Below are 23,708 nucleotides of genomic sequence, written 5' to 3'. Positions count from 1 at the left end.
GTGAATACAAGCTGCGAAAGTATTTTCACGCCTTTATTAGAAATTCACATTTGTTCCGACAATCAAGAAAACTAACTTCCTTCACTTTCAGAGATGCCCTCAACACAATTTTCCATTGTCATTCCGACATTGAATGAAGCCGACAACATCGATCCTTTATTGACATCACTGTTTGCGCTGAATCTACCGCCGGACCGCTTTGAAGTCATTTTCGTCGACGACGGTTCGCGCGACGGCACACCTGAAAAAATTCATGCATGGGAAACGAAAGCACGCGTGAGGTTGATCGAACGCACCGAAAAACCCGACTTGATCGCATCGATTCTGGCTGGCGCAGCCGCCGCGCAGAGCGAAGTCATTGTCGTCATGGATGCCGATTTGAGTCATCCGCCCGAGCGCCTTGGCGCGCTGGTCGAACCGGTAATAAACGGCAGTCACGATATCGCGATCGGCAGCCGCTATGTTCCCGGCGGCAGCACCGAGGGCTGGCCGTGGTACCGGCAATGGCTATCGCGCATTGGCGGCTCGCTGGCGCGCCCATTGTGCGATGTCAACGATGCCACTTCCGGCTTTTTCGCTTTCCGCCGTGAACTGGCATCGGCCGTTTCCGGACAAGCGCGCGGCTATAAGATTCTGCTGGAAATGTTGATGGCCGGACAAGGAAAACTGAAAGTTATCGAGATACCGATTTGCTTTCGCGACCGGACACGCGGCACCTCGAAATTGTCGTTTCATCACCAATGGGCTTATTTACATCGGTTAATGGCGCTGGCTGGCGGTGCAGTGGCTGCTCAGGATGCCAGCCGGTACGCGGCAACCGGCCTGTTCTGCGCACTGATCGATATTGCCATCTACCAGCTCTTGATAAGTAGCGGCGCCGGGCTGGCTTTGGCGCATATCGCGAGCTTTCTGGTTGCCGCCACAGTGTGCGTATTCAATTTACGCGATTCATTCCGGCTGCAACCGGCGGGCCCATTGCACTGGCGCTTGATTGGCCGTTTTGCCGCACTCGCCGGCATTGCGCTGTTCACGCGCGGCGGCTTATTGGCTTTGCTGGTTTATGATTGGCATGCGCCGCCGCTATTGGCTATTTTTCCCGCTATCGCGATTAGCACAATCATAGTCTACCTGGGATCCATCTTTTACTTGCCATCCGCGACACAGAATTCACCCGCTCCGGATATACACTGGCGCGTTGCTTCGATTGGCATCGTGGCGCTCATCGTATTGCTGCGTCTGATTTATCTCGGCCAAACGGAGCTGATTCCGGACGAAGCGTATTACTGGAACTACGCCCAGCACATGGATTTAAGTTTCTACGACCATCCGCCCATGGTGGCATGGCTGATCTGGCTCGGCACCGCAGCCGCCGGTAATACCGAATTCGCTGTAAGAATCGGCGCATTTCTTTGCGGCCTGATCACGATGGGATTTCTGTATGCGTTGGCGCAGAATCTGTACGACAAATCGACCGCCATGCGCACCGCGCTGCTGCTGGCTATTCTGCCGTTCACCTTTGCCACCGGCTTTCTCATGACAACCGATGCTCCAGTAATGGCCGCCTGGGCCGCCACGCTCTATTACATGGAACGCACCTTAGTTGCAAACCGCAGCTCAGCGTGGCTGGGCATGGGAATCGCATTCGGTCTCGGCATTTTGTCCAAATATACGCTCGGATTGCTCGGTATAGCCGCGCTATTATTCACGCTCGTCGATCCGGTTGCACGCCGCTGGTTGATCCGCCCCCATCCGTACCTTGCGGCATTGCTGGCGCTGATACTGTTTTCCCCGGTTATTATCTGGAACATGGAACATCACTGGTCTTCGATCGTGTTTCAGTCATCGCGCGCGCGCGGTGTCGGCGATGATTTGTTTTCCCCCCATCTCCTGTTCGTCGATCTGCTGGTACTGCTAACACCTGTGGGTTTAGCCGCCGCACTTTGGGCGCTGTGGCCCAAGCATCAACCGAACGGTAGCGAGACGGCGCGCAGACGCACTTTATTTATATGCCTCTTCACGGGCGTACCGCTGGTCATATTTTTTGTTCTGAGCACACTCGACTCATTGCGCTTTCACTGGACAGCTCCCCTATGGCTGGCCATAGTGCCTACCATGGCATGGATGATGGGACAAATCGTCAATCCGCGCAGCATAGCGGGCCGCATTCAAGCCGCCTGGAAACCGACCATCGCCATTTCCATTGTGGTCTATGCTTTAACACTGCATTACGTAGTGCTCGGGATTCCAGGTATCCCCTACCCGTCATTCATGAGCCGTTATTATTGGCGCGAAACCACCAGCGAGATCGAAAAAATTGCCGCCGATGTACAACAGCAAAGCGGACAAAAACCGCTCGTTGTCGGCATGAGCAAATGGTCGGTCGCCAGCGCGATGTATTTTTACAATCGGCAGGGAGAACCGATGGATATTCGTTCACGCAATATGTTTGGCGACAGCGGCGCCATGTACCAAGTCTGGCACCCATCGGAACCGCCGACCACCCGGCCGATCATCCTGATTGGCATGGAGCCGCAGCACCTGGAACGTGATCGCGCAGGCAACGACATTGCCCGATTACTCGACCAGCCCGGCCCGGTACAAAGTATGACCATCACACGCGAAGACAAGCCCTTACGGACAGTTTATTATCGAATCGCAAAAGGCTATTTGGGGTTGTAATTCTTGCACATGATTGGCTCGCAACAAAATCACCGCACCCCAAACTCAGTTAAATTTACATTCCGATACCGGATATGATGCAAACCAACTGGACTGATCCCGAAATGGTGCAATGGTGCCAGTATTTGCTCGATAGCTACGCACACTGGGTGCAGCAGGAGTTGATTGAACGCACGGGCACGCCGCTGAAACAAGCGGAGCGGCTATTCAACAGCACATTTGTAGTAGCATCGCACGGTGCGGAAGACGATCCGGTTTTGAATTACGGCAATCAGGCAGCGCTCGATTTATGGGCGATGAATTGGCAGCAATTTACACAAACCCCATCTCGCTTGACAGCGGAACCCGCCAAACGGGAAGGACGTGCCCGCATGCTGGAACAAGTGAAAAAGCAAGGTTACATTGCTGATTACAGCGGTATCAGAATCTCCAGCACCGGCCAACGTTTTCTGGCCGATCCGATTCTTATTTGGAATATCTGTAAATCTGACGGCACAGTCATTGGGCAAGGCGCCACCTTCTCTGCATGGAAATACTTAGAATGAATCGCCCCGGTATTTCCGGAGACTATTTGTCTTGAGTCAAACCGTATTGGTTGGCTCCCTTACTTGACGATAATATGCCATTTCAAATTCTGCCGGCGGGATATTTTCGATCGGCTCCAGTAACCGGCGATTGTTAAACCAATCGACCCATTCCAAGGTCGCAAACTCCACATCGTCGATATTGCGCCAAGGGCCGTGATGCCGGATAACCTCGGTCTTATATAGTCCGTTAACTGTTTCAGCCAGTGCATTGTCATAAGAATCCCCGACACTACCAACAGAAGCTTCAATATTGGCCTCAATCAGGCGTTCCGTATAGCGAATCGACAAATATTGACAACCGTGGTCGCTATGATGAATTAATCCCTCGATTTTCCGCCGCGCCCACAGTGCCTGTTCCAATGCATCCAGTACTAAATCGGTGCGCAATGACCGGCTGACCCGCCAGCCAACAATGTACCGGGCAGAAACATCAGTTATAAAAGCCACATAAACAAACCCCGTCCACGTTGCAACAAAGGTAATATCCGCGAACCACAGCTGATTCGGACGAGTGGCTACAAATTGCCGATTGACTTTGTCGGCTGGACAGGCAAGTAAGTCATCTGCAACGGTTGTCCGGCACCTCTTACCGCGCCGGATACCTTGCATCCCAAGCTTCTTCATCAACCGCTCAACGGTGCAACGGGCAACGCCAATGCCTTCTCGCAACAATTGCCGCCATACTTTACGAGCACCATAAACCCGGAAGTTGCTTTCCCAAATCCGTTGTATTTCAGTCGCCAGCTTTATATCCCGCTTGATACGTTCGGGCAATCGATCCTGATGCCGCTTTGTCTCTATCGACAAATACCATCGTCATTTCGACCGGCGGTCGAGCTCCGCCTGTGCGAAATATGCCGATGTCGACATACCGCCTCGAATTCCCTGATCCCTCTCCGCTCTTCTTACCCATGCCCGCAACGTTTCCGCCGTGCAGCCAATCTTCGATGCTATTGTTTTGATCGCCGGCCATTGCGATTCATGCTTCTTTTGCTGCTCGAATACCAATCTTACCGCTCGTTCCCGTACTTCCGGTGAATAACTGATTTGATTCTTCATCTTCTCCTCCTCTCAAATCATTTTATCTCCGGAAATCCCGGGGCGATTCACGATCCGCGTTTGTATTCATCGCTGTGTAGCCCGGCTCATTAAATATAACCTCGTCTTCCGCCCGCAATAGCTTGGGCAGAACATTGATATCGGCTTCGTTGGTGGCGGTAATTTTAACCGCGTGCACCGCCCCGCAATCCACATCGGCCCCAACATGCACCTTCATGCCAAAGTACCATTGCTTTCCCTTCTTCGTCTGGTGCATCTCAGGATCACGTGCCTGTTCCCGATTCTTGGTCGAACTTGGCGCATGAATAAGTGTGGCATCTACCATAGTACCTTTGGAAACTAACAGCCCTTGGGTCTTAAGGTGGGCATTGATCGCTTCCAGCAATACCGCCGTCAATTCGTACTTCTCCAAAAGATGACGGAAATTCAGTATCGTGGTCTCGTCCGGCAGGGCATCGGTAATCCAGCCGAATCCCGCAAAGCGCCGCATGCTCTCGATCTCGTACAGGGTATCTTCCGTCTGCCGGTCTGACAGGTTGAACCAATTCTGCAGGCAGTAGATACGAAACATATTCCCCAGCGCCATCGGCTGGCAGCCCCGCCTCCCTATCTTGGGATAATGCCGTTCAATTTGCGGCAGCAACGCTGCCCAGGGTAACCCCTTCCATCTCGCTTAAAAAAACCTCCCGGCGTGTCCGGCGTTTCTTGTGATTGTAGTCAAGATCTGCAAAGCTCGATTGGCGTGACATGGCGTATCTAGAAAGTTAGCAGGTAATAACTATTATCTTAAACTTTGGGATTTATTCAGCGTTTCCCTAACCCGCTCACTCCCTTTTTCAGAGTCCCCTAAAGCGAAAATTCCCTTCCGGCAACAAAAACAAATTTGCCCGAAGCCACGATCTGGTTTATTCTTTGCCCCCTTGCAGGACTTTGCTGGAGAAGTGACCGAGTGGTTGAAGGTGCACGCCTGGAAAGCGTGTGTACGGCTCAAACCGTACCGCGGGTTCGAATCCCGCCTTCTCCGCCACTTTACAATCCGCACACTTCCACAACAATCCACGAAACACAATAAAGCAGTTCATCTACAAGCAATTTACTTTCCGTAACAGTCCAAAATAATCCGCTAGAATCCGATAAAAAAGTGTGGTAAAAAACGTGGTAACAATTTTTACCACATAAAGAGTTACCACATTATGGCCATCAAGGAATTATTGACTGATCTATCCTGCAAGAATGCGGCCGCTGAAGGTTCCAAAATTCGCAAGCTTCACGATGGCCAAGGGCTTTATCTTTGGGTTTATGAAGATGGCCGCAAGTATTGGCGGCTGCGCTATAAGATTCATGATAAGGAAAAATCTTTATCCCTTGGCGTTTATCCTGTTGTTGGGTTAAAGCAAGCAAGGCAGCTTGCACAGGCGGAACGCGTGAAGCTGATGGGCAATATCGACCCTTCCATTGACCGCAAGCTGAACAAGCAAAAAGCCAAGGAAGCCGCCGCCAATAGCTTTGAAGCCACCGCCCGCGAATGGTACACAAAGCAAACGCATACATGGGCAGGCAGTCATGCAAAGGATGTGCTGCGACGGCTGGAAGGCAATGTATTCCCTTATATCGGCATGTACCCTATCAGCACGATTGAAGCCCCACAGTTGCTCAATATGATCCGCATAATTGAACAGCGAGGCTCTTATGATCTGGCGCACCGAGTGCTGGGGGTATGCGGTCAAGTATTCCGCTATGGCATATCAAGCGGCCGCTGCACCCGCGATCCTTCCAGCGATCTGCGGGGCGCACTCACACCGTACAAAAAGAAAAACCAGGCAGCGGTTAAACCGGAAGAATTGCCGGAACTGCTGCGATCAATTGCCACCTATGAATGCATCGGCGATAGGCAAACACAGCTTGCCTTGCAATTGCTGGCTTTAACCTTCGTTCGTACCAATGAACTGATAGGCGCGCTATGGGAAGAAATCGAATTGAACAATGCGCTATGGGTTGTGCCAGCTACGCGCATGAAAATGAAAAATGAACACGTTATACCCCTTACCCATCAAGCATTGAACATACTGACAGAACTCAAAAGCATCGCCGGTGATAGCCGTTACCTGCTGCCCGGCAGAAACCCAAACAAGCCCATCAGCAACAATACATTGCTTTTTGCACTGTACCGCCTGGGGTATAAAGGCAAAATGACCGGGCACGGCTTCCGGACGGTTGCTTCCACGGCATTGAATGAATCCGGTTTATTCAGTCCCGATGCCATTGAGCGACAATTGGCGCACGGTGAACGGAATGAAGTCCGGGGCGCATATAACCGGGCGGAATACTTGCCGGAAAGAAAGAGAATGATGATCTGGTGGAGTAACCATATCGAAGCCCTGGAAAAGGGAGCGGAAGTCATTCCGTTGTTCGGAAAATCGAATTGAAATTTTTCACCGTTTTTTATGTTTATGTCCCACCCCCTTAAAAACTTGTCGGAACAGTCGGAACAGTCGGAACAAAATCTCGAAACCCGCACGAATCATTGCTTTCCGTGTTCCGACATTGTGCGTTTTCTGTTCCGACAAACCCCGTTTTGTTCCGACAATTTGGGGTAATTCCGGGGTTTTATGTTCCGATTCGCGCCTGATATTTCGGGATTTTCGGCAAGTTTTAATGCGAAAATACGGCGCGGAATTTCCCTGTTGCGCACCACATTCAAGACGACAAAAAGCTAAAGAGACTGCTTATTGCATTTTCAATTAACCGCGCCTATTATCGTAAATAGGATAAGTGAAAAGATGCGATGCATAAATTATCAGATTACATCAAGTTAGCAGCGGAGACACATTTTGAAGAAACGGGAAGCAGTGAGTTGAATGCTTACTGGATTGCTGAATTCTTTCAAGACTATGGCTTGCAAGATGCCTACCCATCACAAAGCCTGATTAATTTTGCAAACTTGGTACAGAAAGAATTAACGAAAAACGAAGAGCAAGCCGCCAAGAAAGCACGCTTTTACTTGGATAAGATCATCAATTCCATAGAATGATGATCTTAGTGGATTCACATCAATGCCTAAACGGAAATTTAACCTTTCTTTGCTGCATCAATAGAATCAGTCTAAGTTTTTTCATAAATGATATGAGCTCTATTTCTGCGGCTAATGTATCCTCACAAATCACTTCTTTTTCTGGTATCACTTTAAGCCTATTATCATAGGCAAAACCCATAATGAATTTGTACCCGTCCGGGTTTGTATCTTTTAATGCCCCTTCTACTAACACACAGATTCCGCTCTGACGTATAACAGGATGAACATGTTTTGAGTATACCCAGCGTCCATTCCTATAGCATGCAAGGCCCCCGCAAAGCCTTTCCGCCCAGTCGCTCGGTCTGAATCGTTGATTATCTTGGGTTACGCCCAGAATCAGCCACTCTTTAGGTTCGGTTTTCATACGCTTAACCAGCGATGAAAAGAGAATCTAAATTTGCGGAACTGCTTTGGCACAGGCCATAGAAGTTTTTCTGTGGCGATAATTGAGGGATTTTTGCAAACAATGGATGGCCATTCCATCGCATCAAGATGAGAATTTCGATAATCGCGGCGCTTTATGCAAACCTCAAACTGATCCATTGTTCCGCCTCCACAGAGGGCAATGCGTTCAGACAAATTTCAAATGGTTGCTCAAACCTTGACATCTAAATTTCAGTCACATTTTGAAATAGTTAATATGAAAATCCTGTGAAGCGAGATAACAAAAACATACAGAAAAAATTCACATATCGATTGCTTAATATTTTTTAGTTCAAGAAAGTTTTTTCGGATAAGATTATTTAACCACCCCATAGCCCGGCCAGGTGAAAACGGTTTCCTTCAACCGCCTGGGGTGTCCTATCTGAAGGATGCACTTTGAAGGGTGTGCTATGCCAGAAAAAGGCAAAGAATCCAATAAACAAACAATCAAGCAGCTTCCTGACCGGTATCCGCGAACCGAAGAAATACTCATATTCTGGGATATGAGTGAACTTGATCATGTATTTGATTCACTTGATGAAGTGAAAGAGAATGCAAATTCTATGAAGCCTGATGTTACACCTGAAAAATGGAGTAAATCGATAGACTACTCATGCATTTACGGACTTATTGGGTTTCTTAGAAAAGCTTGTTTTGAGTATGAGCGGTTTTGGATTGATGAGGAAGATTGGAATCTGGAAGAGGATGAGGAATTTAATGAGTGCATGAATGATCCGGATGAGATCCAATGGCTTGTTACTGAACTTGATTTTGGAAGAGTAAAACCGGTGAATGGCAAGAATACAAGATTTTATGAACCCGCATATCTAGCTGCTGCCAGATCGTTGCAATTGGCCATGTATGCCTATAAATATGCTGGCGATAATGAGTGGTTGAGTTATTGCATTAACGAATTAAAACAAACATTAACCCGCTATCATGCCGCTGCACTTGAAATCGTTATGCACCGGAACAATGCGTATCTGAATAATAATCAGGATGATCTTGAGATAGTAAGAAAAATAAGGGCAAGATCGAAAAAACGGGCAGATAACCAGAAGGCGGAAGCGGCAGAAAGAATACAGGAAGCTATAAAAATATTTGATGAACTTTGGAAAAATAAAAAAGATTGCGAAACAAAAACAAGCATTGTTGAGAAAGTTGCTACAGAAATGAATCTTTCCGTTCCGGCAATATGGCGCTATTTAAGCACAAGAAAATTATCTAACTAATAATCAATCATATAGAAAGTATTTTCCACTGATTACTATCAACCGGATGGATTGATAGTAATCCAAAGAAATAAGCTTTCTCACGTGCCCGCAGTCCACAATCACGGGCACGCATACATTTTAAATCGTATGGAGAAAGCTTATATGAATCAAACTTTATCAACCCCGCAGCATCATTTAACCGGCGAAACCGGGCAATTGCCAGCAATACCGGCAACAGAAAAGCTTCTACCACTTCCGGAAGTTGAATCACGATCCGGCTTCAAAAGCAGTTTCATCTATCAATTAATCAAACAGGGAAAATTCCCGGCACCGGTCAAGATCGGCAATGCCAGCCGCTGGCGTGAGTCTGAAGTTCAGCAATGGATTCAAGATCAAATCAAAGGCGATACACCCGCTAAGCGTGCAGAGGTGCGGGCATGAGCAATCTAGCCCCTACTGACCTGATGCTGCAAGCACGGGACACAGCGACACAATACTTCAATCAAGCCGTTCGCATCATTGATTCAAAATTCGGTGAAGGCTATGCAAAAGCACACCCGGAATTGATCGCTGGTTTTATGAGAACCGCAGCATCAGATTTTCATACTGCAATTCTGAATCAGAAGTTTGATGATCTGATTGCGGAAATCCGCGATTCACTCTAAAGAGTTGGGGACAATCATGATGAATGAAGTTATCCCGGCTTCGGGAAACGTAGCTGTATCGTGCAATTGCAGATTACCGCCACTTCCGCCCGGTCAGATTCATGACCTGTTGCAAGAATGGATTGCGGATCATCCATATCACACGCGGAAGCAACATATCTTTGCTTATGACCTTTTCAAGTGGTTAGAGCGGCGATCAAGCGGAGGAAGTGAATAATGTTCTCGTTGACAAATACGATCTTCTGGCTTTATTCTTTGGCCGTCAATGCAAAATCATTGACCGGGTTTGACAGCCTGTTACTTGAGCGGATACCGCCGCTGAGCGGTTTTTTTGTATCCGTTATTTATTTGCCCTTTTGTTTTTATGGGTGGGTATTTTGGGGAGCCGAAAGGCTCGCCGGTCTCAAGTCCGGTCTGTCAACCCGATTTATCCGCCCGCCCCGTGTCCCTCACGGGTGGCGGTTTTCTCGAAACCGTTCAAACAAAGGAGCATGAATCATGAGTAAGTCAAAAAATACAGCCACAGATACCCCGTCAATCAGCAACGTTGAAAGATTAAAAGAGCTTGAGAAAGCGCGGCTATGGGCATCAGAAACGCCCTGCATGCTGGAATTCATAGATTGTGGAAATCTTGTTGATCTTGACGGGTGCGATATGTCACTCAACAAGGAACAAATGAATGGGATTTTTCTTTTGCTCGATGGAATCCTTTCAAACCTTGAAGGAATCAGCGTAATAGCGGATGAATGCGGGACAGAAGAAAAAACTGCGGGAACCATTCGAAGATTCTGTGACGATGCCATGAATATTATTTCGCTTGCCATGAAACTCGCAAAGGTTCGTTTAGCGGAGGAGGAAAACGACGAAGAAAGAGTTTCTGATGAAATATGCATGGCGAGCATATGGGTTGCTGGTTTCTTAGCATCGCTAAGATTGGCCAATGAGATACACGTAAGCAATATTTATGAGTGTGTTCAAGAGCTGATCGGAGCAATCCCTGCACATTCTGAGGGGGATGGTAATGAACACAATTCCTTACATTAAACGGGTTTCAGTAGCCGCTCTGGGTAGCATTGATAGTATCTTGAGTCACTGGCTACCCGGCGGCAAGCGTGAAGGTAGCGAATACCTTACGTTAAACCCTAAGCGTGCGGATAGCGCACCCGGTTCATTTAGCATCAATCTTAAAACCGGCAAATGGTCAGACTTTGCCACCGGTGACAAAGGGCTTGATCTGGTGGCACTGGTTGCCTATCTGGAAAGTGAATCCCAAGGAAAAGCCGCCCGCCGTTTGGCGGCTTTTCTGGGACTCGAACTGGAAGAAATCAGCCCGCCAAAACGCGCCAGTAGCGATTCCAGAAAACCGGGCAATGGTAAACCATCAACCAGCAACAAAGAATCTAACGCGGCTACGATTCCGCCGGGCGGCGGTAGCGATGGCGACGGCTGGCAATGCGTCATGCCGGTTCCCGATGATGCGCCGCCGCCACCGGCTGCGCATTCAAAGCACGGGAAACCGTCAAGGCGTTATCCGTACCTTGCGCAAGATGGCCGCGTGAATTTTTATCATGACCGATACGACAAGCCCAAGGGTGAGAAGAAACAGTTTTCACCGCTGACACTTTGGCGGAAAGCCGATAAGTATGAATGGCGGTTCAAGGTTCCGCCGGGCTTGCGTCCGCTGTATGGCTTGCCGGGATTGCTGCAATTCCCTGTTGCTGTGTGCTGGTTTACCGAAGGCGAAAAGGCAGCCGAAGCCCTGCAAAAGCTGCTGCCTGATCATCCTGTTTTGTGCTGGCAAGGCGGAAGCCAAGCCGTTGAGAAATCGGATTATACCCCGCTGGCCGGGCGTGATTGCGTGATCTTTCCGGATTACGATCTACCCGGCAAGAAGGCCGCCGGTGATTTGCTGAAACGGTTGACGGCTGCGGGTGCTGGTTCGGTTCGTGTGTTGCATGTCGACCGGCTGGAACGCGCAGCCGGTGAACCATTGCAAACGGGAGACGATGCCGCCGATTTGGTGGCGTGCGGCTGGGATGCTGGCCGGTTCGCTGAGTTTCTGAAGCGTGAGGATGCATTCCTGTCTGATGCCAATCCCGCCACCGGGCAATCGGATTCAACCGATAAACCCGATGAGCCGCAAGCGGAAGCCGTGCAACGCGGCTTCATGCTGATGGATGATTCCGTGCTTTTTCTCGAACCGGGTAAGGACGGTATGCTACGCCGCCGCAAGATATGCGGAAAACTGGAAGTATTGGCGCGTACACGCACAGCCGATAACAAGGATTGGGGGTTGGTTTGCGCCTTCCGTGATCCGGATGAAATGCCAAAGCGGATTATTATCCCGATGAAAGATTTTTGCGGCGATGGTATGCCGGTTGCATCGGCGCTGCTATCAGAAGGGCTGGAAATCATGCCCAAAGCCCGTCCATTGCTTCTTGAATACTTGCAGACAACCGAGATCAAGAAACGAGCTCGAACGACCAACCGCACCGGCTGGCATGGGACTGCTGACGGCTTGACGTTTGTTCTGCCTGATGCCTCACTGGGTCAATCCGATGAAGAGTGGCTATTCAATGATAACCGCCCGGATTCAAACCCATTCAAACAGCGTGGCACGCTGAAGCAATGGCGGGAACAGGTGGCGGCTTTGTGCGTAGGGAATAGCCGCCTGACGTTTGCGGTGTCGGTTGCGTTTGCCGCCCCGCTGCTGCATTTGATTGAAATGGAATCCGGCGGCTTTCATTACCGGGGCACGACTTCCAGCGGCAAAACGAGCGCTTTGATTGTGGCCGGTAGCGTGTGCGGTTCGCCCGAGTATTTGCAGCGGTGGCGGTCAACGGATAACGGGCTGGAAAGTACCGCCTTGTCTCACTGCGATGCGCTTCTAACCCTGGATGAATTGAAGATGATCGATGCTCGCATTGCCGGGGAATCGGCCTACATGCTGGCAAACGGTGCGGCCAAGGTGCGGGCGAATGTGACCGGCGGCGCACGCAGTACCGCTAAGTGGCGGCTGCTGTTCCTGTCCGCCGGTGAGTTGAGTCTAGCCCAGCATGTGGCGGAAGGTGGCAAGAAAACGCCCGCCGGTGCTGAATTGCGCATGGCCGATATTCCCGCCGATGCCGGGCATGGTTTGGGCTGTTTCGAGAACTTGCACGGCTTCGAGAATGGGCATGAGTTCGCCAAAGCTTTGGGCGCGGCGGTTAATAAATATTACGGCACAGCCTTCCCGGCATTCATTGAAAGCGTGCTGAAACACCGGGAAACATTGCGGGAATCACTGTTCGATGCCCGGCAAACGTTCGAGAAAGCAACGCTGACCCAAGCTGCCAGCGGTCAAGCGCAACGGGTAGCGGCAAGGTTTGCTTTGGCCGGTGCTGCCGGTGAACTGGCGACAGAATGGGGTATTACCGGCTGGGATCCGGGCGCATCGATGCAAGCCGCCATCACCTGCTTTAAGGCATGGCTGCAAGCATTCGGCGGTGAAGGCAACAAGGAAGAACGTGCCATGATTGAACAGGTGCGGCATTTCCTGGAATTGCACGGTGAGGCAAGGTTTACCGATAGCGACCGGGCAAACGCCGATGACAGCCATGCGCCAAAGACTTTGAACCGTGCGGGCTTTCGTGAAAAGAACCATGAAGGGGAATTAGAGTTCTTTTGCTTGCCGGAAGTGTTCAAGACTGAAATCTGCAAAGGTTTCGATTCCCGATCAGTTGCGCGCCTGCTGATTGATCGCGGTTGCATGAAGCCGGGCGATGGTCGCAATTTAGCAACAAAAAAACGGCTTCCGGGTTGCGGTATGCAGCGGGTATTTCACATCCTTGCAACCATTTGGAGTTCACAAAATGATTGATTGGGGTGCGCTGATCAAGCCGGAAGATGGTGAGCAAAACCCTGGAAATAGTGCGGAATGTCGGAACAAAACGGGGGTTGTCGGAACGAAAAACGCACAATGTCGGAACACGGAAAGCAATGATTCATGGGGGTTTAGAGATTTTGTTCCGACTGTTCCGACTGTTCCGACAAGTTTTTTAGGGGATAGGAAAGAAAATAAAAATCATGCGCCCGGTGAAGGCGGGGCTTCAGATAATTTCCGCGCCGCCCAAACGCATCCGGTGAATCCGATTGCCGTTACCCTGCTATTAACCTGTTGCAATAAAGCAACAGTCAGCAAAGAAGAAATACTCGAAGCAATCTGGAAACTTCAAACGATTCCGCAATCCGAACAAATCAAATCATGGGCGATACTGTGTCAGAGTTACGGTATCAATCCACACAAAGCAATCCGCCCTTTCACTGAACACCGTGGAACCGGAACAAGCTGCCAAGGGTGCAAGCATATCAGCATGGAACGGATACCAACCGATGGCCGCCCGGTGTATCGCTTCGTGTGCGGCAAGCAGCACCACATGCTTGAAGCGTTCTATATCGGTGAGCGTGTTCTGATTGCGCCGGAGTCATGCAATGACTACAAAATAAAAAGTGGGGAATCATTGTAGATAATCGGAACAAGAATAATTGGAAGTGGTGTGACATACCCACGGGGCAGGTAAAAAGTATAGCAAAGTGTATTTATAGACCGTTTTGTGCGTCAAATTTTTATGTGCGGGAAACTCAGAGGGGGGGTATATCCCCCAGCCATGACATGACCGGGGGTGGTCAAAATCTCTATGACCTCTTAGCACCTAGACCGCTCTCAGCCTACGTTTGCAAAAAACCGCATTTAGACAGGGGGGGGTTAAAATAATCATTGCCTAGAAATTAGGCAGATCAACTGCCTAAAAACCGGGCAGCGATTAAAAAAATGTGGTAAAAAACGTAGTAACTTTTCTATAGTGAAAAATAAATAACTTTATTTACATATAGTTATTTGATCAATGTGAATGTCGCCTTCCCGCCAATTCAAGGTCTCATCCAGACCACTCAAGACCAACCAGGACTCATAAGAAACAGGGTGTTAGTTGTGTTTCGAAAAATGATCGACTGGTCTCAGTTGGTCTCCAAAGGCCTCGGTTGTGGCACAAAAATGACACAAAATTGCCACAAGTCATTTTTGCCGATGAGCGCACAAAGCCATACGGCACAGCAAATTGCCGCCGCATGCGCCAGCATATTTTCACTGAGCTTTCTCCCATTGCCGGAGACCTGGCCGCCCGCTATGTCAAAACCGCCGAGCGTTCCAGTTTCGAGCAAGCCAATCATGAACTGCAAGATATTTATAACCAGCTGCGCATCGAGGATCTGAATCTATGCGGCGATAGTGAGGAATTGTTCCAAGCCGCCAAGCGCTTCGCCGAAAAATGCCATTCAGCCCGCGCCCGTGCGCAATCCCCTATCGACGCCTATCAAGCCTGCCTGCGCATCGTCGATCACTACCAAGTCAAACGGCCATCCGTCAAAGACAACGATCTGGAACCGGCACTGAATCGCATGTGCTGCTCGCGCTGGTGGTATCGCCGAATCCAGATACTACGATTACGCAAGATCGAAACCATTGCTCGCAATATCGAGTTGGTCAACCGTCTGCGCGGCACGTATGCGAGCGACTACACCATTCATGTTAAGCGCAAACAAAAGGAACGGAACCGGCTGTATCTAGCCTCGAACTTCGTAAGCAACCAGAACGGCGAGATTTTTTCCCTGCAGAACCTAGCCGACCGTTCGGTATCTAATCCAGCCGTTCGCCGTGCCGAATTGATGACACGAATCCGCGGGTTCGAGATGGTCGCCAATTATCTTGAACATGTGGGTGAATTCTATACGCTCACCACGTCATCGCGCTTTCACGCCTGCTTACATACCGGCGCTGCCAATCCACGCCATAATGGCACTACCATCCTGGAAGCGCACCAGTATCTGACGCACCTTTGGGCGCTGATTCGCGCCGAACTTGATAGGTTGGATATCCGCCCCTATGGTTTCCGCGTGGTCGAACCGCATCACGACGGCACCCCGCATTGGCACTTGCTATTGTTCATGCCGGATAAACACCGCGAAGCTGTGCGTAAAGTCATGAGCCATTATGCGCTTTTGGATAGCGGCAACGAGCCCGGTGCATTAAAACGCCGCTTCAAAGTGGAGCCCATCGATCCAGCAAAAGGCTCGGCTGCCGGTTACATTGCTAAGTACATAGCCAAGAACATAGATGGCTATAAACTGGAACAAGACTTGTACGGTAACGATGCCATTCAAGCAGCCGAACGCATCACCGCTTGGGCCAATACCTGGGGTATCCGTCAATTCCAACAGATCGGCGGCCCTAGCGTCACCGTCTGGCGGCAACTGAGAAAACTCGGCAAAACCGACGACCCAGAACTGGAAGCTATCCGCCAATCGGCAACCGCCAGCGACTGGGCGGCCTTCATGCTGGCGATGGGCGACCCCGAAACCCCGCACAACCAGCAAGCCATCAAACCGTTCTACGATGAACCCAAAAACCTCAACCCGTTAACCAGCGATGTGTATTCACCGCTGACCGGGCGTTATGGTGACGCTGCACCGTTACGGGTGACGGGTATTGTTTGGAGGGGATTGGGTTATAGTACACGTAAGCATGTCTGGATGCCTTTGACGGCAGGCAGCGAGGACGTGACATTGCGGAGCGTGGCGCGAGACGCGCGCACGCCATGTCGCACCACAGCTGTTTCTCTTGGACTTGGACTTGTATCAATAACTGTACCAACCCCTTTTTATCATCCGGAGGTTATCCATGAAATCCCAACTCAGCACTAAAAAAGACCCGATAAAAGACATCATGAATCCATTTACATTAAATGAAGCCGTGTCCTTGATCTACCGTTTGGCCGTCCTTAAAAAAGACGTCATACCACCCGGCAAAAAATACAGCATCACGCAAATCGGCCATATTTGCGGCATGTTGACACTAAACGACCAGATCGAGATCGTCATCAAGTTTCACGACGAGATGCGGCAATTCACTAAAGAAGAGTTTTACGCACAAGTGCAGCTTTTAGACTAAACAGGACAAATATCATATTGACTGCCATGATCAGCAATGTATCATGACGATAACTATTTATCGTGAGGAACACTACTGATCATGGAAGACCAAACAAATAACCCCAGAAAACTGCTCGCTCTCGATGATGAGACGGAACAGAAAATGCTCCAGAACATGCGGGAATTTAGAGGGGTTGGCACTACGCTTGAAAGTGCTCTTGGCGCATTGGTAATGGGGCAGTATTTCGGCTGGCGGGTTCTCAAGATTCTGCACAACCCGGCCACTTACCGCCGCTATGAAAAAGTGCTCGGCGTTGAGTTTAAAGACGTATGCCCGGAAATCACCGAATTCGGCCAGAAAAAAAGTATTGGCTATGCCATCACCGAAAAGCTTGGCAGTTTCTGGGCGGTGGTCATGGGTAAGCGCAAGGTAGCGGACAAGGGCTTGATCGATAATCAAGCGGAAGTTGAAAAGCAAGTGGCCAAGCATATCGCTGACAATGACGGGGAGGAAAAGAAATGAACCACTCCGAACATATACTGGTAACGATCAAGAAGTTTTCTGAATTAACCGGCTTAACTGAAGAAGCCATCCGCCAATTAATCAAGAAAGGACAATGGCGATACAAAATTCACTGGAACAAAGCGCCAAACGGCCGAATCTTCATCATCGCAAAGACAGCATACGCATGGATGCAAGGCAGCGAGGCATAACGATTCGCGGCAATAGCGTACAGATCGCCTTTACTTATCAAGGCGTACGCTGCCGGGAAACTATCCTTATTCCGCCGACCAAAGCCGCACAAAAAGAGCTAGCGCTTAAGCGGCAAGCCATACTGTATGAAATCAGTATCGGTACTTTTGATTATTCCAAGCACTTTCCATACAGCAAGAAAGCCAAGGAATTTAGGCAAACCCGCCCTGATCGCTACACGATTAAAGAAGCAATAATAAACTGGCTGCAACGCAACCAAGCCAAGCTGCAGAAAAGTACGCTGCAAGACTATAACAGCGCGATTTATTATCATTTGATCCCTACTTTTGTCGATCTGCCTATTGCCGAACTGACCGCGAGCAAAGTCAAGGAATGGCTGTCGGAACTCACCTGTTCCAACAAACGCAAAGGCAACATCCTGATTCCACTGAGCCAAATGTTTGAAGAGCTTTACCATGACGAAATCATCGACAAAAACCCGTTGCAAAGAGTTAAAAACCTGCCCAACCAAACCCGTGAACCCGAACCGTTTACGCAAGAGGAAGTAACAAAAATCCTGAACGAACTCACCGGCCAAGTAAAAAACCTGATTCAGTTCGCCTTTTATTCAGGTCTCAGAACTTCTGAACTGATCGCGCTTCGCTGGCAGGATGTGGACTTTGAAAATAACCGAGTATTTGTCAGAAGCGCTTATGTCAGAGGACAACTGAAAGAAACCAAGACCAAATCGGGAAAACGGGAAGTCACATTACAGCCGCAAGCCAGAGAAGCCCTGCTCAATCAGAAAGCTTTCACAAAAAAACAGAATGAAACCGTTTTTCACGACCCGGATACCAGCCAACCGTGGAGAAACGATCAGCCGATCCGCAAAAAAGTCTGGATTCCGGTACTCAAGAAAGCAGAAATAAAATATCGCAATCCTTACCAGACACGACATATTTTCGCATCCACGCTGCTTTCAAGTGGTGCAAATCCTCTTTGGGTCGCCCAGCAAATGGAACATAAGGATTGGGGGCAGATCAGAAAAGTTTATGGTCGATGGATTCCTTCATCAAAATAGTTGCCAAAGTCCCAAAACGGGACTAACATCTCACCCATGAGAATCATTGCTCTGTCTAGCTTGAAGGCATTCTGGGAAGATGATCCATCTTACGCCGATGCGATTCAGCCTACACTCGCTTGGTACAGACATACATTAAAGGCTAACTGGGCAACACCCGCGGAAGTCAAGGCGGATTTCAAAAATGCCAGTATCCTGAAAGATGGCAGAGTCGTATTCAATATTGCCGGTAATAAATACCGGCTAGTGGTATGGATCAACTACGCTTACAGCATCGTTTATATCCGTTTCATCGGAACACATGCCCAATACGATCAAATCGATGCACAAACGATTTAGTATCAGGAACAACAATATGAACATCAAACCCATCAGAACCGATGCCGATTACCGCACTGCGCTAAAAGAAGTGGAATCGCTCATGACGGCAGAACTCAATACGCCGGAAGGTGAAAAACTGGATATTCTGGTAACGCTGATCGAAGCCTATGAGCATAAGCACTTCCCACTTGACCTCCCCGATCCTGTCGAAGCCATTAAATTTGAAATGGAACAGAAAGGCTTAACAGTCAAAGATCTTGAACCGATGATTGGGAAAAGCAATCGCGTCTATGAAGTCTTAAACCGCAAACGCGCATTAACGCTACGAATGATTCAGAAACTACACCAGCAACTAGGCATCCCTGCTGAGTCTTTGATAAAAAAACCTACTCAAATATATATTCCTTAGGTGTAAGAAATCTCAGGGTTGTTTACAGAGAGGTTGATTGAAATAAGCGAAGAGTATTTCATAAGGGGTAGCATTATTCAAACTCTTATGAGGCTTAACGGTATTGTAGAAGTTAATGAAACGGAGAAGCTGAATGCGTCGATCGGCGCTGTCTTTAAAGTGAATCTTACTGTGCCACATATCCATCAGGGTGCGGATAACCCGCTCAGCTTTACCGTTGGTTTGCGGACGATTGATACGGGTAAACTTCTGACCGATACCGTGTTGCCTGCAAGCTTTGACGAAAGCATGGCCGTCAGTTCCTTTAAATTCTTTGCCGTTGTCAGAATAAGCATAGTCGATCTGGTAAGGACATTGAGCAACAGTGCTTGTGAGAAAGCAAGCTGCACTATGCTGGGTTTTATCGGGAAGATATCGGCATACAATTCCCTGGAGAAATCATCGATGGCCACAAACAGGTACTCGCGAGGTTTATTGGCAGACTGTCCTTTCAATAATGGAAGCCGCTTGGTATCGAGGTGAACGAGCTCGCCCGGATAAGATTTGTTATAGCGCTTCGCTTCGCGCTTGAGACGTTCCTGGATGGTTTGCTCTACTTTAGCCAAACGTTTGAGGCCATACTGCAGTGTCTTGAAGCGCTGATTGGTACTGCTACGCGGAGTAAATTCCTGGAGTCTGGCTCGTTTCAGTACGTCATAAATCGTTGGCCGGCTGACGTGAAAGTATTCTGCCAGCTGAACTACCTTCCACAGCCGGGTTTGATACAGCCGCCAGATTTCCTGACGATCCAATAATGTTAAACGAGTGCGTTTGTGTATGTTCATCTACAGTATTCTCCTGAATACTGTAAACAACGCTAGAAATTCTTACATATAAGGATAGGATGAAATGAGTTTTTTCGAATGGCCGTGTGAACTGGTTTTCAGTGTTTGTACCTTTTTAGTAACGACAAAGGCTTTATTGGCATTTATTCTTTGCGTTATTTCGATCGGGATGATTTTCATAGTAATAAAATTAATAATCAGGGATTTGAGGAAATAAATAGATTTTGAAATATAAGTGTTTCCACGTACATATAAATTTTCCAAAGGATGAAATAATGAAATTGTCATGTTTTACTATTCTCGAGTTTCATGACATACCGCACCAGCCAGCGCACTCGCGTAGCCGGATGGCTGGAATAATCCTTGGCCTAGTGCACTTTCTCTCACTCCTATCCATTCACCAAATGGAGTCCCGCTCGCGAAACCTGCAGGCAAGAACCTTGCTTACAGGTATTCGCTGTAAGAATTTCTAGCGTTGTTTACAGTATTCAGGAGAATACTGTAGATGAACATACACAAACGCACTCGTTTAACATTATTGGATCGTCAGGAAATCTGGCGGCTGTATCAAACCCGGCTGTGGAAGGTAGTTCAGCTGGCAGAATACTTTCACGTCAGCCGGCCAACGATTTATGACGTACTGAAACGAGCCAGACTCCAGGAATTTACTCCGCGTAGCAGTACCAATCAGCGCTTCAAGACACTGCAGTATGGCCTCAAACGTTTGGCTAAAGTAGAGCAAACCATCCAGGAACGTCTCAAGCGTGAAGCGAAGCGCTATAACAAATCTTATCCGGGCGAGCTCGTTCACCTCGATACCAAGCGGCTTCCATTATTGAAAGGACAGTCTGCCAATAAACCTCGCGAGTACCTGTTTGTGGCCATCGATGATTTCTCCAGGGAATTGTATGCCGATATCTTCCCGATAAAACCCAGCATAGTGCAGCTTGCTTTCTCACAAGCACTGTTGCTCAATGTCCTTACCAGATCGACTATGCTTATTCTGACAACGGCAAAGAATTTAAAGGAACTGACGGCCATGCTTTCGTCAAAGCTTGCAGGCAACACGGTATCGGTCAGAAGTTTACCCGTATCAATCGTCCGCAAACCAACGGTAAAGCTGAGCGGGTTATCCGCACCCTGATGGATATGTGGCACAGTAAGATTCACTTTAAAGACAGCGCCGATCGACGCATTCAGCTTCTCCGTTTCATTAACTTCTACAATACCGTTAAGCCTCATAAGAGTTTGAATAATGCTACCCCTTATGAAATACTCTTCGCTTATTTCAATCAACCTCTCTGTAAACAACCCTGAGATTTCTTACAAACCCAGCCATGTCGACCCGTTCACCCAGGAAGAACAGCAAGCGATAATCAACGCCACAACTGGCGCAATAAAAAATCAGATCATTACATTCTTTTGGACGGGGATGAGAACCAACGAATTGATCGCGCTTGAATGGTCAGACATTGACTGGAAATGCAAGAAAATCAGTGTGAACAAAGCAATAACCAATGCCGGCCGCATCAATGAAACAACAAAAACAAAATCAGGAAAGCGTGAAATTGATATGCTGCCGCCGGTTGAAAAAGCATTGATCGATCAGAAAAGCCACACGTTACTGCAAGGCGGAAAAGTTTTTATTAATCCGGCAGCGTGTAAGCAGTGGACTGGCGATCAGCAAATCAGGAAAGGATATTGGATACCTCTGTTGAGAGACGCTGGTGTGCGCTACAGGAACCCCTACCAAACGCGCCACACCTACGCATCGATGATGCTCTCTGCCGGGGAGAATCTGGCCTGGGTATCGAATCAAATGGGGCACGGAGACGTATTAGTTACAACCAGAACTTATGCTCGATGGATTAAGACGGATGAACAGCAAGGGAGCAAAGCACTGGAAATGTTTGGTCAGCAAATAGTCAGCAACGATTATCAATTTAATTTATAAACATGAAGTTATAAAAATAATAAGCGGGTTCGAATCCCGCCTTCCCGTAGATTAGCCTACATTATTTATGTGTTTGGTCAGTATTTATGATCGAAAAACAGCAATCAAACTTAAAGCGATGTGCAACTGCAAATAAATGCAGTTGCACACATATCACGTTGATTGATTTTCCAACTTGCTTAAGCGTTCTTTGAGGTGCCGAATCCGTTCCAAGGTTCGCGATTCAAGGCAGCTAAATGCTTCGTCTCCTATTCTAGCGCTCCTACAATCCGCATTTTTAAACCGGTTCCAATATTTCTGGGACATTCTTAAATTCTCTCTATCCTCATTCGTCAATTTCTCCATCAATTGTTTCTGAACTTCTTTCAATTCAAGCTGGGAAGTCTGGTATCCCTCCACTTTCTTGGTTTGAGCAAATGTTAAGCCTGCCGACAACCCCATTAAAATGATTATTAACTTAAGCAGATATCCTGAAAGGTATTTTTTCATTACTATTCTCCCAACTTTTCAATTAATGAGTTTTGAATCGCCTTCTGTAGAAGCACAACCCAGCCATGAGAGATGAATTCTTCACAAAAAGTTCACAAATAACAGCAAACCTACCACCCGCCCAGTACCGGCTCCACTTCAACCAACGGCTTCAGTGTCTTTCAGCGGATTTCGTGCGGTACTCAATGAATCCGGTCTGTTTAGCCCCGCACAATGAGCGGAATGACGTCCGTGGCGCATACAACCGTGTGGAATACTTACCGAAAAGAAAGAGAATTATGATCTGGTGGCATAACCAAATCGAAGCATTGTAAGGGGGCGGAAATCATCCCGCTATCCGGGCAGCCGGTTTGATTTTCTCAGCGGCATCGCCACCTACTGCACCAAGAACTTTTCTTCTTTCCGTGCCGCCGCCCAGACTCGTTGCTTCGCGCTCTGATTAGAAAATTCATGACGACGCTATCCAGCAACACCAAAAAATCCTTTCGAAATAATGCTAAAGAAAGAATCCCCGCGTTGCAAATCGCAAGGATTCCTTGTTCAAACTAAACGTTTGATTTTCTATTCCTAACAGCAAAACCTATCAATCCAAGCCCAACTAACAACATGGCATGAGTTTCGGGCTCTGGCACAGGAGATAAATTATCACTCGCGCTGAATGTTACGAAATCGCCAGTACCACCAATCCGGTATTGCGCTTGCTGAAAGCCATCGCAACACCCCTCAATACCGTACAGATTGAGTGTATGGTAGCCAGCGGCAAGTGTTAATGAATTGATACTCAGATATTGTGATGAATCGCTGTAACTGCCAGCCCACCACATGTCGTTTGTCTTGTAGTCATATGCCACACCATCGACAAAAATCGCACCACCGTGACCGAAATCTACGCCTGCGCGGATTTGCCATGAACCAGCGTTTTCCGGGGATACATAAAAATCAACAGTAGACTTAAAAGCAATATCGGTGAAAGAGCCACTTGGAAACAACCCATGATTGGAAATATTATCGTATGCCGCAACCGTTGTACTTCCGTAACCGAATGCCGGAATAGCAACCGCCGAGTCCACCAGAGACCGGTAGGCTAAAGCGTCTATCTGCGCACCTGCGGATGAAAAACCGGTTTCAATCGTAATCACACTGGCGCTTGCACTGCCACACACCACAAACGACATTGCTGCGGCAGAAAGTCTAAATCTATTTTTCATATAACTCGCTCCATTTATATAAGATGAATCTCTCAAAGGCATAGGAATTATGATCAGAATAA

The 23,708-nt window shown here is 48.4% G+C and carries 21 protein-coding genes, 1 tRNA gene and 3 pseudogenes; 19 read left to right on the top strand and 6 right to left on the bottom strand.

Annotation, left to right across the window (positions count from 1 at the left end; all coding sequences use genetic code 11):
* Nucleotides 1-93 precede the first annotated feature (93 nt).
* Both HRU77_14405 and HRU77_14400 read left to right on the top strand, forming a co-directional pair.
* Entirely contained in the window at nt 94-2,679 is a 2,586-nt protein-coding gene (locus tag HRU77_14405; protein QOJ21764.1) for a glycosyltransferase family 39 protein, read from the top strand.
* A gap of 77 nt (nt 2,680-2,756) precedes the next feature.
* The gene (locus HRU77_14400) at nt 2,757-3,224 is read left to right on the top strand and encodes an MEKHLA domain-containing protein (GenBank protein QOJ22202.1); all 468 of its coding nucleotides are present in this window, start codon (nt 2,757-2,759) and stop codon (nt 3,222-3,224) included.
* A 36-nt stretch (nt 3,225-3,260) separates the two neighbouring features.
* Here HRU77_14400 and HRU77_14395 read toward each other — a convergent pair.
* Nucleotides 3,261-4,325, bottom strand: a pseudogene (locus tag HRU77_14395) (IS3 family transposase).
* A gap of 22 nt (nt 4,326-4,347) precedes the next feature.
* On the bottom strand, nt 4,348-4,968 hold the full coding sequence (locus HRU77_14390; protein QOJ21763.1) for an IS5 family transposase: 621 nt from the start codon (nt 4,966-4,968) through the stop codon (nt 4,348-4,350).
* 292 nt (nt 4,969-5,260) lie between these two features.
* Here HRU77_14390 and HRU77_14385 point away from each other — a divergent pair.
* The 3 genes from HRU77_14385 (at nt 5,261) to HRU77_14375 (ending at nt 7,356) form a co-directional block, all read left to right on the top strand.
* Nucleotides 5,261-5,352: transfer RNA gene (locus HRU77_14385), tRNA-Ser, on the top strand.
* 166 nt (nt 5,353-5,518) lie between these two features.
* On the top strand, nt 5,519-6,751 hold the full coding sequence (locus HRU77_14380; GenBank protein ID QOJ21762.1) for a tyrosine-type recombinase/integrase: 1,233 nt from the start codon (nt 5,519-5,521) through the stop codon (nt 6,749-6,751).
* 359 nt (nt 6,752-7,110) lie between these two features.
* A complete protein-coding gene (locus tag HRU77_14375) occupies nt 7,111-7,356 on the top strand; it encodes a hypothetical protein (protein QOJ21761.1) in 246 nt (81 codons plus the stop codon).
* 19 nt (nt 7,357-7,375) lie between these two features.
* Here the strand turns inward: HRU77_14375 and HRU77_14370 are convergent, their stop codons facing one another.
* Nucleotides 7,376-7,762 (bottom strand): DUF3579 domain-containing protein, encoded by a 387-nt coding sequence (locus HRU77_14370; protein QOJ21760.1) that lies wholly within the window; start codon nt 7,760-7,762, stop codon nt 7,376-7,378.
* A gap of 469 nt (nt 7,763-8,231) precedes the next feature.
* Here HRU77_14370 and HRU77_14365 point away from each other — a divergent pair, with 469 nt between their 5' ends.
* The 12 genes from HRU77_14365 to HRU77_14310 all read left to right on the top strand — a co-directional run bounded on the left by HRU77_14365 (nt 8,232) and on the right by HRU77_14310 (nt 19,171).
* Complete coding sequence (locus HRU77_14365; GenBank protein QOJ21759.1) at nt 8,232-9,053, top strand: hypothetical protein; 822 nt, start codon at nt 8,232-8,234, stop codon at nt 9,051-9,053.
* Nucleotides 9,054-9,197: 144 nt separating this feature from the next.
* Nucleotides 9,198-9,476 carry an AlpA family phage regulatory protein gene (locus HRU77_14360; GenBank protein QOJ21758.1) on the top strand — a complete coding sequence of 93 codons (279 nt, stop codon included), beginning with the start codon at nt 9,198-9,200 and terminating at the stop codon, nt 9,474-9,476.
* Nucleotides 9,473-9,700 (top strand): hypothetical protein, encoded by a 228-nt coding sequence (locus HRU77_14355; protein ID QOJ21757.1) that lies wholly within the window; start codon nt 9,473-9,475, stop codon nt 9,698-9,700. The genes HRU77_14360 and HRU77_14355 overlap by 4 nt, the downstream gene beginning before the upstream one ends.
* Before the next feature lie 498 nt (nt 9,701-10,198).
* A complete protein-coding gene (locus tag HRU77_14350) occupies nt 10,199-10,744 on the top strand; it encodes a hypothetical protein (protein QOJ21756.1) in 546 nt (181 codons plus the stop codon).
* Nucleotides 10,722-13,559 (top strand): DUF927 domain-containing protein, encoded by a 2,838-nt coding sequence (locus tag HRU77_14345; GenBank protein QOJ21755.1) that lies wholly within the window; start codon nt 10,722-10,724, stop codon nt 13,557-13,559. Before HRU77_14350 ends, HRU77_14345 begins: the two co-directional genes overlap by 23 nt.
* Nucleotides 13,552-14,205: a hypothetical protein gene (locus HRU77_14340; GenBank protein ID QOJ21754.1), complete on the top strand. Its 654-nt coding sequence runs from the start codon at nt 13,552-13,554 to the stop codon at nt 14,203-14,205. Before HRU77_14345 ends, HRU77_14340 begins: the two co-directional genes overlap by 8 nt.
* Before the next feature lie 514 nt (nt 14,206-14,719).
* Nucleotides 14,720-16,438: a replication endonuclease gene (locus tag HRU77_14335; GenBank protein QOJ21753.1), complete on the top strand. Its 1,719-nt coding sequence runs from the start codon at nt 14,720-14,722 to the stop codon at nt 16,436-16,438.
* Nucleotides 16,416-16,685 (top strand): hypothetical protein, encoded by a 270-nt coding sequence (locus HRU77_14330; protein ID QOJ21752.1) that lies wholly within the window; start codon nt 16,416-16,418, stop codon nt 16,683-16,685. Before HRU77_14335 ends, HRU77_14330 begins: the two co-directional genes overlap by 23 nt.
* Before the next feature lie 81 nt (nt 16,686-16,766).
* Nucleotides 16,767-17,189, top strand: a complete 423-nt coding sequence (locus HRU77_14325; protein ID QOJ21751.1) for a hypothetical protein — start codon at nt 16,767-16,769, stop codon at nt 17,187-17,189.
* Nucleotides 17,190-17,355: 166 nt separating this feature from the next.
* Nucleotides 17,356-18,441, top strand: a complete 1,086-nt coding sequence (locus HRU77_14320) for a site-specific integrase (GenBank protein QOJ22201.1) — start codon at nt 17,356-17,358, stop codon at nt 18,439-18,441.
* Between the two features lie 36 nt (nt 18,442-18,477).
* Nucleotides 18,478-18,780: a type II toxin-antitoxin system HigB family toxin gene (locus HRU77_14315; protein ID QOJ21750.1), complete on the top strand. Its 303-nt coding sequence runs from the start codon at nt 18,478-18,480 to the stop codon at nt 18,778-18,780.
* Between the two features lie 16 nt (nt 18,781-18,796).
* On the top strand, nt 18,797-19,171 hold the full coding sequence (locus tag HRU77_14310; GenBank protein QOJ21749.1) for a transcriptional regulator: 375 nt from the start codon (nt 18,797-18,799) through the stop codon (nt 19,169-19,171).
* Nucleotides 19,172-19,183: 12 nt separating this feature from the next.
* Here HRU77_14310 and HRU77_14305 read toward each other — a convergent pair.
* A pseudogene (locus HRU77_14305) lies at nt 19,184-19,995 on the bottom strand (transposase family protein).
* 505 nt (nt 19,996-20,500) lie between these two features.
* Between HRU77_14305 and HRU77_14300 the strand changes: the two are divergent.
* A pseudogene (locus HRU77_14300) lies at nt 20,501-21,312 on the top strand (transposase family protein).
* On the top strand, nt 21,263-21,949 hold the full coding sequence (locus HRU77_14295) for a site-specific integrase (protein QOJ21748.1): 687 nt from the start codon (nt 21,263-21,265) through the stop codon (nt 21,947-21,949). Before HRU77_14300 ends, HRU77_14295 begins: the two are co-directional and overlap by 50 nt.
* 153 nt (nt 21,950-22,102) lie before the next feature.
* Here HRU77_14295 and HRU77_14290 read toward each other — a convergent pair whose 3' ends face one another.
* Nucleotides 22,103-22,438 (bottom strand): DUF1311 domain-containing protein, encoded by a 336-nt coding sequence (locus HRU77_14290; protein QOJ21747.1) that lies wholly within the window; start codon nt 22,436-22,438, stop codon nt 22,103-22,105.
* A gap of 545 nt (nt 22,439-22,983) precedes the next feature.
* Nucleotides 22,984-23,646, bottom strand: coding sequence for a PEP-CTERM sorting domain-containing protein (locus HRU77_14285; GenBank protein QOJ21746.1), 663 nt, complete (start codon nt 23,644-23,646; stop codon nt 22,984-22,986).
* Nucleotides 23,647-23,708 lie beyond the last annotated feature (62 nt).

The sequence above is a fragment of the Gammaproteobacteria bacterium genome (genome assembly GCA_015709615.1).
Taxonomy (GTDB): Bacteria; Pseudomonadota; Gammaproteobacteria; order Burkholderiales; family Nitrosomonadaceae; genus Nitrosomonas.
Note: the sequence above shows the minus strand (reverse complement) of the source record. Positions and strands in the feature narration are given on the sequence as shown.

Excerpts from the sequence above, each read along its gene's own strand:
- HRU77_14345 (QOJ21755.1), top strand. The coding sequence starts at position 10,722 with ATGAACACAATTCCTTACATTAAACGGGTTTCAGTAGCCGCTCTGGGT.
- HRU77_14375 (QOJ21761.1), top strand. The coding sequence starts at position 7,111 with ATGCATAAATTATCAGATTACATCAAGTTAGCAGCGGAGACACATTTT.
- HRU77_14380 (QOJ21762.1), top strand. The coding sequence starts at position 5,519 with ATGGCCATCAAGGAATTATTGACTGATCTATCCTGCAAGAATGCGGCC.
- HRU77_14285 (QOJ21746.1), bottom strand. The coding sequence starts at position 23,646 with ATGAAAAATAGATTTAGACTTTCTGCCGCAGCAATGTCGTTTGTGGTG.
- HRU77_14320 (QOJ22201.1), top strand. The coding sequence starts at position 17,356 with ATGGATGCAAGGCAGCGAGGCATAACGATTCGCGGCAATAGCGTACAG.
- HRU77_14330 (QOJ21752.1), top strand. The coding sequence starts at position 16,416 with ATGAAATCCCAACTCAGCACTAAAAAAGACCCGATAAAAGACATCATG.
- HRU77_14290 (QOJ21747.1), bottom strand. The coding sequence starts at position 22,438 with ATGAAAAAATACCTTTCAGGATATCTGCTTAAGTTAATAATCATTTTA.
- HRU77_14310 (QOJ21749.1), top strand. The coding sequence starts at position 18,797 with ATGAACATCAAACCCATCAGAACCGATGCCGATTACCGCACTGCGCTA.
- HRU77_14325 (QOJ21751.1), top strand. The coding sequence starts at position 16,767 with ATGGAAGACCAAACAAATAACCCCAGAAAACTGCTCGCTCTCGATGAT.
- HRU77_14295 (QOJ21748.1), top strand. The coding sequence starts at position 21,263 with ATGAAATACTCTTCGCTTATTTCAATCAACCTCTCTGTAAACAACCCT.
- HRU77_14365 (QOJ21759.1), top strand. The coding sequence starts at position 8,232 with ATGCCAGAAAAAGGCAAAGAATCCAATAAACAAACAATCAAGCAGCTT.
- HRU77_14370 (QOJ21760.1), bottom strand. The coding sequence starts at position 7,762 with ATGAAAACCGAACCTAAAGAGTGGCTGATTCTGGGCGTAACCCAAGAT.
- HRU77_14400 (QOJ22202.1), top strand. The coding sequence starts at position 2,757 with ATGCAAACCAACTGGACTGATCCCGAAATGGTGCAATGGTGCCAGTAT.
- HRU77_14350 (QOJ21756.1), top strand. The coding sequence starts at position 10,199 with ATGAGTAAGTCAAAAAATACAGCCACAGATACCCCGTCAATCAGCAAC.
- HRU77_14355 (QOJ21757.1), top strand. The coding sequence starts at position 9,473 with ATGAGCAATCTAGCCCCTACTGACCTGATGCTGCAAGCACGGGACACA.
- HRU77_14405 (QOJ21764.1), top strand. The coding sequence starts at position 94 with ATGCCCTCAACACAATTTTCCATTGTCATTCCGACATTGAATGAAGCC.
- HRU77_14360 (QOJ21758.1), top strand. The coding sequence starts at position 9,198 with ATGAATCAAACTTTATCAACCCCGCAGCATCATTTAACCGGCGAAACC.
- HRU77_14340 (QOJ21754.1), top strand. The coding sequence starts at position 13,552 with ATGATTGATTGGGGTGCGCTGATCAAGCCGGAAGATGGTGAGCAAAAC.
- HRU77_14315 (QOJ21750.1), top strand. The coding sequence starts at position 18,478 with ATGAGAATCATTGCTCTGTCTAGCTTGAAGGCATTCTGGGAAGATGAT.